The sequence below is a fragment of the Pigmentiphaga aceris genome (genome assembly GCF_008119665.1).
In the GTDB taxonomy this organism is placed as follows: domain Bacteria; phylum Pseudomonadota; class Gammaproteobacteria; order Burkholderiales; family Burkholderiaceae_B; genus Pigmentiphaga; species Pigmentiphaga aceris.
Genome location: NZ_CP043046.1, coordinates 955,064 through 969,233, shown reverse-complemented (window position 1 = coordinate 969,233; position 14,170 = coordinate 955,064). Strand labels below are relative to the sequence as shown.

Here is a 14,170-nt window from a genome sequence, read left to right as displayed (position 1 = left end):
TGGATGCGCATGCCTCGATCCATGACACACGCGCAAAGCGGCCAATCAGAGAAGGGGGAAGGGAGGCACGATGATCCGCTGACAAAGCAAGCTTCGGCAGCGGATCGAGACAGACAGATCGACAGAGGATTCCCTGTCATTGGGGCAGCATCAGCATGCTGCCCCAATGACATCAGGCAGATTTCACGGCACCGGCCGCTGAAGTCACGGCACGAGGACGAATAGCAATGATCGCGATTGCTGCCAACAGGCATGCGCCGCCTGCCGCATACAAGGCCGGCGTGTAGCTGAGCAGCACCGTGCGCGACAACCCCGCACCGTAGGCAGCAACCGCAGCGCCCAGCTGATGGGCGGCAAAGATCCAGCCGAACACCAAGCCCGCACGCTCTTTACCGAAGGTCGTGCCCACCAACCTGACGGTAGGCGGAACGGTGGCGATCCAGTCCAGGCCGTAGAACATGGCAAACAAGGACAGGCCATAGAAGGTGAAGTCGGAATGCGGCAGCCAGAACAATGACAGGCCACGCAGGCCGTAATACCAGAACAGCAGCTTGCGATTGTCATAGCGGTCGGACAGCCAGCCAGACAAGATGGTGCCAACCAGGTCGAAGGCACCAATCATGGCGAGCACGGAGGCAGCGGGCACCGGCCCCATGCCGTAGTCACCGCACAGCGAAATGAAGTGCGTCTGCACCAAGCCATTGGTGCTCAGGCCACAGACGAAAAACGTGCCGAACAATACCCAGAAGGTGCGACTGCGGCCTGCTTCGCGAAGAATCGCAAATGGCATGGCCAGGCTCATCGGTGCCGGCGCAGGAGGTGGCGCGATGACGTCGGGCACTGGCTCACCGAAGGAGACGAGCCCGACATCTTGCGGATGGTTGCGCAGGAAGCACCATGCCAGCACCCCCACCACCGAGCACGCCACAAACACCGGAATGACCGCCATGCGCCAGCCTGCATGCTCGATCAACCACGCAGCAAAGGGCAGAAAGACCAGCTGGCCAGTGGCCGAGCTGGCGGTCAGCAGGCCGATGACCAGTCCACGGCGCGCACTGAACCAGCGACTGGCCACGACCGCCCCCAACACCAGTGCAGTCAGGCCTGAACCTACGCCCAGCACCACGCCCCACAACACGAACAATTGCCATAGTTCCGTGGCAAGCGTAGCCAGCGCCAGGCCGGACGCCACCATGGCCAGCGCAGTGACCACCACCGCCCTTACCCCGAAGCGGGACATGAAGATTGCGGCAAAGGGACCGAGCAAGCCAAACAACACGAATCGCAAGGCCAGTGCGGATGAGATGCTCTCTGTGGTCCATCCAAATTCCTGGTGCAGCGGCTGCAGCAGCGCACCGGGCAAGCCGAGCGCAGCAGAGGTGACGAGCATGGTCAGGAAGGTGGTGGCGGCGATGATCCAGGCGTAATGGATCTTCCGGCTGCCGAGCCAGACCGATAACTGTTGGGCGAACATGATGGGAGGGTTCCGCTGGATGGTGATGAGCAAGGCGCATCGACATGCGCCGGGAAGGTTGGAAGCGCCATGCCGGAAGCCGCATGACACGTGCTTATGCAGTCGCCTGACACGCGGCGGCTGGTGCTATCTGCTGACGTTCGGTGACTGACCCTTAGCTGCTGATCTTGGTCACTGACTCTGGTCACTGGCTTTTTCGCCACTGACTTTTAGCCACTGACTTTTAGCCACTGACTTTTAGCCACTGACCTTTCGCCGCTGAACTTCTGGCACTGAACTTCTGGCACTGACATATCGCCGCTGGCTATTCGCACACAAGCCCTCAGCTGCTGACTCATCAGCCCAGACCCACCTCACCCACTCGCATCAGGCGGTGTAGCCAGCGCTTTGCGCACGGCGGCAAGCAACTCGTCGGAAATCGGCTGACCGACGGTCGCGCGTGCCAGCGTGAGCGTACCGACAAGCGTGACCAGACGAAGCAGCATGTCGTCACGGCTTGCCTTGGGGTCCATCGCCATCAGGTCTTGCAACATGCCCTCGACGCCCTCGGCATAGGCATTACGCGCAGGCGCATCGCTGGGCAGCCGTGCGATGTCGCTGGCCAGGCCAACAGCGGGGCAACCTTCGCCGGGCACACAGACGTTTTTCTCGGCCAGAAACATGGCGGCATACGCGCTGGGCACATCGGTGTGTGCCGGCAAGGCCTCGATGCGGGCGTGACGTCGCTCGGCGCTTTGAGAAAACGCACGGGCGCAGGCCTCGGCAGCCAAGGCTTCCTTGGACGCGAAGTGACCATAGAAGCCGCCGTGCGTCAGACCGGCGTCGGCCATCAGGTCCGCCACACTGACGCCGCCGATCCCGCGCTCACGGAACAGCCGTGCGGACGCGTCGAGGATGGTGTCCCGATTCTGGGCGGCCTGGACTTTGGATACGCGGGGCATGTTGGCTCCTGCTTCGATGATCGAAGCAGGAATAATAGATGACAACCAACATTTAATAAATAAAAGTCGAACATCATCTATTTTTTCCCAACAGATGATGCAGGCTCCGCAACATACACAGACGGGCTTTGCAGCATGCTGCGAGCAAGAAAATTGCGGTCGAGTGGAACGCCTGAACGGGCACGCAAGGATCGTCAACTGCTGTAGCGGAGACCGTTGCTGTCGCCGTACCTGTGCCTGGAATGTGCCTGTGACCTGACCGTGAGCATGACAGTGCCATGGCTGTAGCAAGGACTAAAGCAAGACCAGAATCAAGACAAAACCAAGAGGCGGGGAGCTGAGCGCAGAGGCAGGAGCGCGCCCGAGGCTAGAGCCGAGGACGGTAATCAGAATCGGCTGCACCAGGGCATTCACGTCGCCGGCCCTGATCCCCGCCACAACGCAGTCCGGCGTAAGCAAGCCTGGAGGGCGATTCAAATCTGTGGCTTCGCAATCGCAACGACGATTGAAACCGGCGAGCACCACGCAAAGCGCTCATGGGACTGAAAGAACATTCAGCCAACCTTCATCACAGCGACGTCAGGGACATGATCTTGAATCAGCACCCCCAAAAAACCGTCGCCCAAAACAAAAAAGCACCGCATGTTATGCGGTGCTTTCTGTCGCTCTTGTCGGTACAAGGGCATCTGACCAGCGTATGAACAACTACGCGATCTGACCAACGAATTGGTCGGGGCGAGAGGATTCGAACCTCCGACTCCTGCGTCCCGAACGCAGTACTCTACCAGGCTGAGCTACGCCCCGAATTACTACTGTCTTGCTCTCTGCATCGGAATATCCTGGCTAAATGGCAGCTAAGGATTTCTCCTTGGCCCGCGTATTTATTCAGGCAATTTCGCAGAGCGGGAATTCTCTCACAGTTTCAGGACCGATTTGGTGACTGAGCCAAATGAATTTCGATTTGTTTTTCGAACTTCACCGCCCAACCCCTGAGCTCTCAACTTTTCCACCACCAACTTCCAGAAGAAGCTCGGCAAATAGAATGGTCTTAAGCTCAATCAGCGGTCTCTTGTTACCGCGAAAGCGCAGAATTCTATCAGAGATTTCGAAAACTCGGAAACGGGGAAGCCGGACACGGCTTTTTGGGCGGCGTCTGCCTCGGCTACCGCCGCTGCGCGGGTGTATTGCAAGGCATCCGTATCGCGAATCGCGGCGGCCACGGCAGCAAAATCAGCTTCGCCGGTTTCGATGGCATTGCGAATCAGCGCCTGCTGCGCCGGGCTGCCCACTTGCAACACACGGATCAGCGGCAAGGTCGGTTTGCCTTCGCGCAGATCGTCGCCCACGTTCTTGCCCAGTGCTTCAGCGTCGCCACTGTAGTCCAGCGCGTCATCGATAAGCTGGAAGGCAGTACCCACGCGACGGCCGTATTCGGCGGCAGCCGCTTCTTGTTCAGCACCCACATTCGCCAGCACCGCACCCAATTGCGCAGACGCCTCAAAGAGCTTGCCCGTCTTGTAGCGCACCACTTGGAAGTAACGTTCCTCGGTCACGTCCGGGTCGTGCACGTTCAACAGCTGCAAGACCTCGCCTTCGGCGATCACGTTGGTGGCATCGGCCAGGATGCGCATGACCGACAGCGAGTCGGTTTCGACCATCATCTGGAAGGCACGCGAATACAGGAAGTCGCCGACCAGCACGCTGGCTGCGTTGCCGAACACGGCGTTGGCCGTGCCGCGACCGCGACGCAGACTGGATTCGTCCACCACGTCGTCGTGCAGCAAGGTAGAGGTATGGATGAATTCCACCACCGCTGCCAGCAAGTGGTGATGCGTGCCGGCGTAGCCGAGCGCACGCGCCACCAGCAGCAACAAGGCAGGTCGCATCCGCTTTCCGCCACCGCCAATGATGTACTCGCCCACCGTGCGGATCAGGGGGACGTCGGAATCGAGCCGGGTACGAATCACGCGATCCAGCGCGTTCATGTCTTCGGCAATGGGGGCTAGCAGATTGGGCAGGCTCAAGATGGATCCGCGACTGGCTGTGCTGAGAGGAATCGCCCCAACGGTACGCGTGCGATGAAGCGGCACGGGGCCAGCACGAGACAGCAGGGGCAAAGCTGTGGCGGAGATTATACGGGTCGCGCCGTTTGTCGTAGCAGGATTTGACCAGCGGGACAACACCCCGCTAGAATCATGGGTTGTGCTCTCTCAAGAGCATAATCTACTCGAGGTTTCATCCCCATGTCCTACGCGGTCATAAAAACCGGCGGCAAGCAGTATCGTGTTGCCACCGGCGAAAAACTTAAAATCGAACAGATACCGGCAGACGTTGGGCAAGTGATTGAGCTGGATCAGGTGTTGGCAATTGGTGAAGGTGATGCACTGCGCATCGGCTCGCCGTTCATTGCTGGCGCAGTGGTCAAGGCTACGGTGCTTGCTCATGGTCGTCATGACAAGGTAAAGATTTTCAAGATGCGTCGTCGCAAGCACTACCAAAAGCGTCAAGGCCATCGCCAAAACTATACCCAAATCGTCATCGACGTCATCCCGGCCTAATTCGGCTTAAGACCAGGCAAATGCTGCGCTAACGCCCAGCAAAAACTGGACTGAAACCGGCATCACGGCCTGTCTGACAGGCAAGGAATAAAAAATGGCACAGAAAAAGGGCGGCGGTTCAACACGGAACGGCCGCGACTCAGAATCAAAGCGCCTGGGCGTCAAAGCCTACGGTGGTGAACTGATCCCCGCTGGTTCGATCATCGTGCGTCAGCGCGGTACTCGTTTCCACCCGGGCACGAACGTCGGCATCGGCAAGGATCACACCTTGTTCGCCCTGACGGACGGCACGGTTCAGTTCGGCTTCAAAGGCGCGCTGCACAAGCAGTACGTCTCGATCGTCCCGTTCACGGCAGAGTAATTTGCCACGGCGCACCAGGCCTCGGTCTGGTTCGCTGACAGGAAATCCCTCGTGGTGCCCGGCACCCTGGATTTCCTGAACTTACGGGACCGCATCGCACCGTCTTCGCGACGGTCATGCGAACCGAGGCCCTGTCGTTCGCGGCAGGGCCTTTTTCATTTTTTGTGGTCTTTGCACTTTGCTCGACAGCAGAGCGCGTTCAGGCCACCCAAGGAATCTCATGAAATTCGTCGATGAAGCCACGATTGAAGTGGTTGCCGGCAAGGGCGGCAATGGCGTAGCCAGTTTCCGGCGCGAGAAATTCATTCCCAAGGGCGGCCCGGACGGCGGTGACGGCGGGCGCGGCGGTTCGATCTATGCGGTCGCTGACCGCAACATCAACACGCTGATCGACTACCGTTACGCGCGACTGCACCGCGCTCGCCAAGGCGAGTACGGCAGCGGTTCCGATCGCTTCGGCGCAGCGGGCGAAGACATGTTCTTGCGCGTCCCCGTCGGCACCATGGTGTTCGACGCCGAGACCGACGAACTGCTGTTCGACCTGGCCTATCACGGCCAGCAGGTCACCCTGGCCCAAGGCGGCCTGGGCGGCATGGGCAACCTGCACTTCAAGTCCAGCACGAACCGCGCACCGCGCCAGTTCACGCTGGGTGACCCGGGCGAGCAGAAGAAGCTGCGCCTGGAATTGAAGGTGCTGGCCGATGTCGGCTTGCTGGGTCTGCCGAACGCCGGCAAGTCCACGCTGATCAGCCAGGTGTCGAACGCACGTCCGAAGATTGCCGACTATCCGTTCACCACCTTGCACCCCAACCTGGGTGTGGTGCGTACCGACACGCAGCGCAGCTTCGTGATCGCGGACATTCCGGGCCTGATCGAAGGTGCTTCTGAAGGTGCGGGCCTGGGTCACCAGTTCCTGCGTCACCTGGCGCGCACCCGTGTGCTGCTGCACCTGGTCGACGTGGCCCCGCCGGACCCAACCGCCGACCCGGTGGCCGACGCCCGCGCCATCGTTGAAGAACTGCGTCTGTATGACGAGACGCTGTACAACAAGCCGCGTTGGCTGGTGCTGAACAAGCTCGACATGGTCGAAGACCCGGAAGCCATGCAGAAGAAGTTCTGCGAAGAATACGGCTGGACCGGTCCGGTCTTCACGATCTCGGCACTTGCTGGCCTGGGCACGCGTGAGCTGGTGTTCGCGCTGCAAGACTGGCTGGATGCCCAGCGCAAGATCGAGCACGAAGTCGAAGAAGCCGCCATTGCCGCAGGCCATGCGCCCGCGCTGGCAGCGGCCTTGTCCAGCGGCAGCGCCGTGGGCTTGGGCAACCAGGCCTACGACATGTCCAAGGCGCAGGCCGAAGACGACGAAGATGATGAAGAAGGCGACGACGCGCGCTGAGCAGGACCCATCAAACCCGCTGAGCACTCAACAAGGCGAGCACCCAACTCCCATGAATGCCGTATCCGTAATTGCCGATGCCCGCCGCCTGGTGGTCAAGGTAGGTTCGTCACTGGTCACTGACGAAGGACGCGGCCTGGACCGCGTCGCCCTGGCCCGCTGGGCCACCCAGATCGCGTCCTTGCGTGCGCTGGACAAGGAAGTGGTGCTGGTGTCCAGCGGTGCGATTGCCGAAGGCATGCTGCGCCTGGGCTGGAACAAGCGCCCCACCGACATCCATTCCTTGCAGGCGGCTGCCGCCGTGGGGCAGATGGGTTTGGTGCAGGCGTATGAAACCTGCTTCACCGAACACCAGCTGCGCACCGCGCAGGTGTTGCTGACCCACGCCGACCTGGCCGACCGCCAGCGTTATCTGAACGCGCGTTCCGCGCTGTTCATGTTGCTGCGTCTGGGCGTGGTGCCGATCATCAACGAGAACGACACCGTCGTTACCGATGAGATCAAGTTCGGCGACAACGACACGCTTGGCGCACTGGTGGCCAACCTGATCGATGCCGACGCGCTGGTCATCCTGACCGACCAGAGCGGCCTGTACTCGGCCGATCCGCGCAAGAATCCCGACGCTGAATTCATCTCGCATGCCAATGCGGGCGACCCTTTGCTGGAAGGCATGGCGGGTGGCGCAGGCAGTTCCATCGGCCGTGGCGGCATGCTTACCAAGGTACTGGCAGCGCGTCGCGCAGCCGGCAGCGGCACCCATACCGTGATTGCATCGGGCCGCGAACCCGATGTGCTGACGCGTCTGGCGCAAGGCATCTGCATCGGCACCGAACTGCGTGCGCCGATCGCTCGCCTGCCTGCGCGCAAGCAATGGCTGGCCGACCACCTGCAACTGCGTGGCCGGGTCACGCTGGATGCAGGGGCGGTGCGCGCGCTGACGCAAGACGGCAAAAGTCTGCTGCCAATTGGCGTGACCGCCGTCAGCGGCGACTTCGAACGCGGTGACGTGGTGGCCTGCCAAGACGCTAGCGGTCGTGAATTAGCCCGTGGCCTGATCAATTATTCGTCCTCGGAATCGCGCCGCATTCTGGGCAAACCGTCTACCCAGATTGCCGACATTCTGGGCAGCATGGACGAAGCGGAATTGATGCATCGGGACAATCTGGTCATTCTTTGACCGGTATCGATTCGGCAGGCTTGGCCCGCTATGCATGGGCCAAGCTTGGGTCGAAATGCTTGGATCGAAACGCTCGGATCGAAACGCTCGGATCGCAAAGTTTGGATCAAAACACGTAGATCGAAACGTGAATCGACCAACCTGAATGCCGGCGTGACATCCCACACGCCAGTATTCACGCCGCCTGACTCCACGCCCCTCTCGCTCGACCTAATCTGCCCCCCTGCCCGCGCACTCGCGCGGCACATCCCCCGCTATACCCCTCAATGCCTCAAGCCGCTCACGCGGCTTGAGGCATTTTCACGACAGGGTTTCACCTATGTCTGCCATCACCATTTGTCGCCAAGTCATAACCTGGCGGCATAGCTATGTGGTGCATGTGACCACCAAGCAAAAAATTTAGTCAGCGGAATCAATCGCTTGCGTGCATCCAGCGCATGCACTGAATCGGTGCGCGCGAATTTCAGCAGATTTACCGCAGGCCGGTGATTGGGCAGGCTTCGTCCAGCCCCTCAATTGCCCAGCCTGGCGCACACGCCGGCCGGCTTCTGCAGAAGACAGCCCATGAGCGATACGAATTCGACCCCCGGCAGCCACGCCTCCTTCGACCTGACCGTGCGCAATGCGCGCATCGTCACCGCCACCGATGACTTCCACGGCGACATCGGTATTCGTGACGGCCGCATCGTCACCGTTGCGCAAGACCTGCCGGCAGGCACCCGCGACATCGACGCAGGCGGCAAGCTGGTCTTCCCGGGCGGCATCGACAGCCACTGCCACATCGAGCAACTGTCGAGCATGGGTGTGATGTGCGCCGATGACTGGCACTCGGCCAGCGTGTCGGCGGCCTTTGGCGGCAACACCACCATCGTGCCGTTTGCGGCCCAGCACAAGGGCGATTCGCTGCGCGAGGTAGCCACCAACTACGCTGCGTCGGCCGCTGCCAAGTCGGTCATCGACTACAGCTATCACCTGATCATCTCGGACCCGACGGAACAGACCATCGAGCGCGATCTGCCCGAGCTGATCCGCGAAGGCATCACGTCGTTCAAGGTCTTCATGACCTACGACAAGCTGAAGCTGAACGACACGCAGCTGCTGGATGTGTTTGCGGTGGCAGCCCGCGAAGGCGCGCTGCCGATGATCCACGCCGAGAACAACGACGTGATCCTGTGGATCGCGCGTCACCTGATCGCCAAGGGCTATACCGCGCCGAAGTACCACGCGACCAGCCACGCGCCGGCAGCCGAGAACGAAGCCACCAACCGCGCCATTCAATTGGCTTCGGTGTTGGATGTGCCGATTCTGATCGTGCACGTGTCCACGCTGGGTGGCGCGCAAGCCATCCATTCGGCCAAGGCGCTGGGCGCATCCGTGCACGGCGAAACCTGCCCGCACTATCTGCTGTTGACCGCTGAAGACCTGGACCTGCCCGGCACCGAAGGCGCGAAGTTCTGCTGCAGCCCGCCGCCGCGTGATGAAGCCTCGCAGGAAGCTCTGTGGAAAGCGCTGAAGAACGGTGTGCTGCAACTGTTCTCGTCTGACCACGCGCCCTACCGCTACGACGAGTCCGGCAAGATTCCCGCCGGCGACGCCACCACCTTCAAGCAAGTCGCCAACGGCCTGCCGGGCCTGGAAGTGCGCATGCCGCTGCTGTTCTCGGAAGGCGTGCTGAAGGGTCGCATCAGCTTGAACGAGTTCGTGGCGCTGACCTCCACCAACCACGCAAAGATGTACGGCATGCACCCGCGCAAGGGTTGCATCGCCCCGGGCGCGGACGCCGACCTGGTGATCTGGGATGCCGAGTGCACCCGCACCGTGACCCACGCCGGCCTGCACGACGCTGTGGGCTACACCCCCTACGAAGGCCGCAGCGTGACCGGCTGGCCGCAGACCGTCATCAGCCGTGGCCGCGTGGTGGTCGACGGCGACACCTTGCAAGTGGCCGCTGGCAGCGGCGAATTCATCGCCCGTGGCCTGCCCGCCCCGCTGCGCGAACAACGCAAGCATTCCCCCGAGACGCACTTCCTGCGCTCGCTGTTTTCCCTGGACAAGACGGAGCAATGATCATGAGTACCCCCCGCAAGCTCGGCCTGGCCGTGGCGCAGATGGGCCCGGTTCACCTGGCGGACACGCGCGAAACCGTGGTGGCACGTCTGGTCGAGATGATGCGCGAAGCCAAGGGCCGTGGTGCCGAATTCGTGGTGTTCCCGGAACTGGCGCTGACGACCTTCTTCCCGCGTTATTGGATCAGCGACGAAGAAGCCAACGAGAAATATTTCGAGAAGCAGATGCCTGGCCCGGCCACGCAGCCGCTGTTCGACGAAGCCAAGAAGCTGGGCGTCGGCTTCTACCTGGGTTATGCCGAGCTGACCCCGGAAGGCCGCCGTTTCAACACCGCGATCATGGTCGATCAAACCGGCGCGATCATCGGTAAGTACCGCAAGATCCACCTGCCTGGCCATTCGGACCACAAGCCGGAAGCGCCTTTCCAGCATCTGGAAAAGAAGTTCTTCGAAGTGGGCGACCTGGGCTTCCGCGTGTTCGACACGCTGAACACCAAGATCGGCATGGCCTTGTGCAATGACCGTCGCTGGCCCGAAACCTACCGCGTGATGGCGCTGCAAAGCGCCGAAGTGGTGGTGCTTGGCTACAACACGCCGTCGTGGAACATCCACTGGAACGAGCCGATGCATCTGCGCACGTCCACCCACCTGATCTCACTGCAGGCCAATGCCTACCAGAACGCGATCTGGGTGGCGGCAGCCGCCAAGTGTGGCTCGGAAGACGGCCATCACATGATCGGCAGCTCGGTCATCGTGGCCCCCACCGGTGAAATCGTCGCACGTGCCATCAGCGAAGAAGACGAAGTGATCGTGGCCAGCGCCGACCTGACCTGGTGCGAGAACTTCCGCAACCACGTCTTCAACTTTGCCAAACACCGTCGGCCGGAACACTACGGCCTGATCGTCGAACGCACCGGTGCCGGCGACCCGATCGCCTGACCCCTACACACGTACCGCGCGATCAATAAAAACAACGACGACCGAGTACCCGAGCGCAGGCCGCGCCTGCGCTCACACCAACATTCCTTCGAGGAGACACCCCAATGACCCGATCTACCCGCACTACCCACACTACCCGCGCCTTGCTGTCCGTCCTGTTGCTGGCTGCCGCCGGTGGCGCTTACGCCCAAGGCAAGCCGATCCGCGCTGGCGTCGATGCCACCTTCCCGCCCCACGCCTTTGCCAAGATGTCGGGCGGCTACCAAGGCTTCAACGTGGAACTGGGCGAAGAAATTGCCAAGCGCCTGGGCCGCCCCATCGAAATCGAGGGCGCGCAGTATTCCGCGCTGATCCCGGCCCTGAACGCTGGCAAGTACGACTTCCTGCTGGCCCCGACCACCGTGTCGCAGGAACGCGCCAAGACCGTGCTGTTCACCGAGGGTTATCTGGAGAACAACTTCACGCTGGTGGTGCGCAAGATCGAAGACCGCATCAAGAGCCTGGAAGACCTGAAGGGCAAGGACATTGCGGTGAATAAGGGATCGGGCCCGGAAGAATGGGCACGCGCCAATGCCGATAAATACGGCTTCAAGGTCAATGCCTACGGCACCAACGCCGATGCGGTGCAGGCCGTGGCAAGCGGCCGGGTGGTGGCCAACCTGGCTGGCATCACGCCGTCGGCCTGGGCCGCCAAGACCAACCCGCAGATCAAGACCGTGCTGGAAATCAAGACCGGCTCGGTCTGGGCGATTCCGTTCCGCATCGACGATATCGCCGCGCGCAATGAAGTCGGCATGGTCATCAAGTGCATGAAGAAAGATGGCTCGCTGAAGGCACTGCACGAGAAGTGGTTCGGCTACGCACCGCAAGCCGATTCGGCAACCGTGGTGATCCCGGCTGGCCAAGGCGTACCGGGCTTCAACGGCTACGACGCCACACCGGTCACACTCGCCTGCAAGTGATGAATCGCTGCTGCCCGCACCGGCCAAACCAGTGCGGGCAGCAGGTATCTGTCACTGAAAACACGCTTCACGCAAGACGCGCGGCCGGCTTCAGCGTTGGCCGCTGCCCATCATCTACCGGACAAGCTCGCCGATGCCTCAGCCCTTCATCCTAGACATCAACGACCTGCACAAGACCTATGGCGACAATCACGTTCTGAAGGGCGTGAGCCTTTCCGTGCGCAAAGGTGAACTGGTTTCCATCATCGGCCCGTCCGGCTCGGGCAAGAGCACCTTGCTGCGCTGCTGCAACCGCATGGAACACGCGAGCAGCGGCCAAATTCTGGTCGAAGGCCAAGACATCAATGCTGCCGACGCCAAGCTGGACAAGCTGCGCCAGCGCATCGGCATGGTGTTTCAGGCCTTCAATCTGTACCCGCACTTAAGTGTGCGCGACAACGTGACGCTGGCGCTGCGCAAGGTCAAGAAAATTCCCCGTGCCCAAGCCAACGAGATCGCCGAACGCGCACTGACCCGTGTCGGCATGGCGCACAAGGCCGACGCCTATCCCGGCCAACTGTCGGGCGGACAACAGCAGCGCGTGGGCATTGCCCGATCAATTGCGCTGGAACCGGCCATCATTCTGTTTGACGAACCCACCAGCGCGCTGGACCCGGAGATGGTCGATGGCGTGTTGCAGGTAATGCGTGAACTGCGCGAGACCGGCATCACGATGGTGGTGGTGACACACGAAATGGCCTTTGCGCGTGCGGCATCGGACTCTGTGGTGTTCATGGACGGCGGCGTGGTGGTGGAAGCGGGCACACCAGACGAGCTGTTCGGTGCCCCCAAGCATGCACGCACGACAGCCTTCCTGTCGCGCCTGGGCAGCGAGGCGCATTGAACCCATGGATCTCGACCGCCTGATATTCACCTTCTTCAACGCCGAGGTTGCCAAGCAGTATCTGCCCCAGGTGCTGGAAGGTGCCTGGGTCACCATTCTGCTTGGCCTGGCTGTCATCGTGGCTGGCCTGGCCGGTGGACTGCTGCTGGCCTTTCTGCGCAGCTTCCGCCTGCGCGCGCTGAATTTCTTCATCGTCGGCTTCGTCGACATCATGCGCGCGCTGCCGCCGCTGGTGCTGATCATTCTGTTCTATTACGCGCTGCCATCCATCGGCGTATCGCTGTCGGCATTTGCCGCCACCTGGCTGGCGCTGGCCCTGGTGCTGGCCGCGTTTTCGGAAGAAATCTTCTGGTCAGGTATCGCCTCCCTGCCCTATGGCCAGGTGGAAGCCTCGCGGTCCACCGGCATGAGCCACACCCAGACCATGATCTGGGTCGTGCTGCCGCAAGCCTGCAAGATGATGATTGCGCCGCTGACCAATCGGGTGATCGCCACCGTCAAGGGCACGGCCTACGGATCGGTGGCTGCACTCAACGAAATTCTGAATCAGGCCACGTCCGCCACCAGTTTTGCGGGCAACCCGACGCCGCTGACCCTGGGTGCGATTGGCTACCTGATCATCTTCATTCCCGTGGTGGTCGCCGGCCGCATGGTTGAAAAACGTTACGGCAACGCGCGCAAGCGCGTGTAAGGGAAAGGACACACGATGGAACCCACTTTCCTGCAAACCTTCTTCAACCTCGACATCATCAAGGAAGTCGGCCCCTACATCCTGACCGGGCTGCTGACCACGCTGAAGCTGTCTGCGCTGGTGATCCCGCTGGGCCTGGCAAGCGGCCTGCTGTTGGCGCTGCTGGGCTTCGTGGCCCACAACCGTGTGCTGCGTGCGCTGCTGGTCGTCTACATCGACTTCTTCCGCGCCTTCCCGCCGCTGGTGCTGCTGATGTTCATCTACACCGGTTTCCCCTACCTGGGAATTGAGCTGACGCCGCTGCAAGCCGTGGCGCTGGGTTTCATGCTGAACAATTCCAGCTACTTCGGAGAAATCTTCCGCGCCGGCCTGGAAAGCGTGCCGCACGGGCAGTTCGAAGCCGCGCGGTCAACCGGGCTGTCTGCCTGGCAAACGCTGGTGCACATCGCCATTCCGCAGGCCGTGCGCAACGTGGCCCCTGACCTGGTCAGCAACATGATCGAGGTCGTGAAGCTCACGACGATTGCCAGCGTGGTGGCCTTGCCCGAGATGCTGTACGCCGCGCGCACGGCGCAGTCCATGCTGTACAACCCCACGCCCATTGTGTTCGCGGCTGGGGTCTATCTGGCGCTGCTGTGGCCCTTCGTGATCCTGCTCGGGCGGCTGGAAAAGCGCCAGCGCCTGCGCATGGGTGCCTCGTTCTGATGCCTGTTGCGGCCCGA

At 61.4% G+C, this 14,170-nt stretch carries 13 protein-coding genes and 1 tRNA gene; 10 read left to right on the top strand and 4 right to left on the bottom strand.

Going from position 1 to position 14,170, the window contains the following annotated elements; all coding sequences use genetic code 11:
• Positions 1 to 172: 172 nt before the first annotated feature.
• The 4 genes from FXN63_RS04000 to FXN63_RS03985 form a co-directional block, all read right to left on the bottom strand.
• The gene (locus FXN63_RS04000; RefSeq protein WP_148813062.1) at positions 173 to 1,474 is read right to left on the bottom strand and encodes an MFS transporter; all 1,302 of its coding nucleotides are present in this window, start codon (positions 1,472 to 1,474) and stop codon (positions 173 to 175) included.
• Positions 1,475 to 1,827: 353 nt separating this feature from the next.
• Positions 1,828 to 2,415, bottom strand: a complete 588-nt coding sequence (locus FXN63_RS03995) for a TetR/AcrR family transcriptional regulator (RefSeq protein ID WP_148813059.1) — start codon at positions 2,413 to 2,415, stop codon at positions 1,828 to 1,830.
• A gap of 727 nt (positions 2,416 to 3,142) precedes the next feature.
• Positions 3,143 to 3,219 (bottom strand) — tRNA-Pro (locus FXN63_RS03990).
• A gap of 254 nt (positions 3,220 to 3,473) precedes the next feature.
• Entirely contained in the window at positions 3,474 to 4,439 is a 966-nt protein-coding gene (locus FXN63_RS03985; RefSeq protein ID WP_148813057.1) for a polyprenyl synthetase family protein, read from the bottom strand.
• 219 nt (positions 4,440 to 4,658) lie between these two features.
• Between FXN63_RS03985 and rplU the strand changes: the two genes are divergently transcribed.
• The 10 genes from rplU to FXN63_RS03935 all read left to right on the top strand — a co-directional run bounded on the left by rplU (position 4,659) and on the right by FXN63_RS03935 (position 14,153).
• The gene (gene rplU / locus FXN63_RS03980) at positions 4,659 to 4,973 is read left to right on the top strand and encodes a 50S ribosomal protein L21 (protein ID WP_148813055.1); all 315 of its coding nucleotides are present in this window, start codon (positions 4,659 to 4,661) and stop codon (positions 4,971 to 4,973) included.
• Positions 4,974 to 5,067: 94 nt separating this feature from the next.
• The gene (rpmA, locus tag FXN63_RS03975; protein ID WP_148813053.1) at positions 5,068 to 5,334 is read left to right on the top strand and encodes a 50S ribosomal protein L27; all 267 of its coding nucleotides are present in this window, start codon (positions 5,068 to 5,070) and stop codon (positions 5,332 to 5,334) included.
• A 220-nt stretch (positions 5,335 to 5,554) separates the two neighbouring features.
• On the top strand, positions 5,555 to 6,730 hold the full coding sequence (gene obgE / locus FXN63_RS03970; protein ID WP_148813051.1) for a GTPase ObgE: 1,176 nt from the start codon (positions 5,555 to 5,557) through the stop codon (positions 6,728 to 6,730).
• A 52-nt stretch (positions 6,731 to 6,782) separates the two neighbouring features.
• The gene (gene proB / locus FXN63_RS03965) at positions 6,783 to 7,907 is read left to right on the top strand and encodes a glutamate 5-kinase (protein WP_148813049.1); all 1,125 of its coding nucleotides are present in this window, start codon (positions 6,783 to 6,785) and stop codon (positions 7,905 to 7,907) included.
• Between the two features lie 564 nt (positions 7,908 to 8,471).
• Complete coding sequence (gene hydA, locus FXN63_RS03960; RefSeq protein ID WP_148813046.1) at positions 8,472 to 9,974, top strand: dihydropyrimidinase; 1,503 nt, start codon at positions 8,472 to 8,474, stop codon at positions 9,972 to 9,974.
• Positions 9,975 to 9,976: 2 nt separating this feature from the next.
• Positions 9,977 to 10,912: an N-carbamoyl-D-amino-acid hydrolase gene (locus FXN63_RS03955; protein ID WP_246165024.1), complete on the top strand. Its 936-nt coding sequence runs from the start codon at positions 9,977 to 9,979 to the stop codon at positions 10,910 to 10,912.
• Positions 10,913 to 11,016: 104 nt separating this feature from the next.
• Positions 11,017 to 11,874, top strand: a complete 858-nt coding sequence (locus tag FXN63_RS03950; RefSeq protein ID WP_148813042.1) for a transporter substrate-binding domain-containing protein — start codon at positions 11,017 to 11,019, stop codon at positions 11,872 to 11,874.
• Positions 11,875 to 12,007: 133 nt separating this feature from the next.
• On the top strand, positions 12,008 to 12,757 hold the full coding sequence (locus FXN63_RS03945; protein WP_222863998.1) for an amino acid ABC transporter ATP-binding protein: 750 nt from the start codon (positions 12,008 to 12,010) through the stop codon (positions 12,755 to 12,757).
• A 4-nt stretch (positions 12,758 to 12,761) separates the two neighbouring features.
• On the top strand, positions 12,762 to 13,448 hold the full coding sequence (locus FXN63_RS03940; RefSeq protein ID WP_148813040.1) for an amino acid ABC transporter permease: 687 nt from the start codon (positions 12,762 to 12,764) through the stop codon (positions 13,446 to 13,448).
• A 15-nt stretch (positions 13,449 to 13,463) separates the two neighbouring features.
• Complete coding sequence (locus tag FXN63_RS03935; protein ID WP_148813038.1) at positions 13,464 to 14,153, top strand: amino acid ABC transporter permease; 690 nt, start codon at positions 13,464 to 13,466, stop codon at positions 14,151 to 14,153.
• The last annotated feature ends 17 nt before the right edge of the window (positions 14,154 to 14,170 follow it).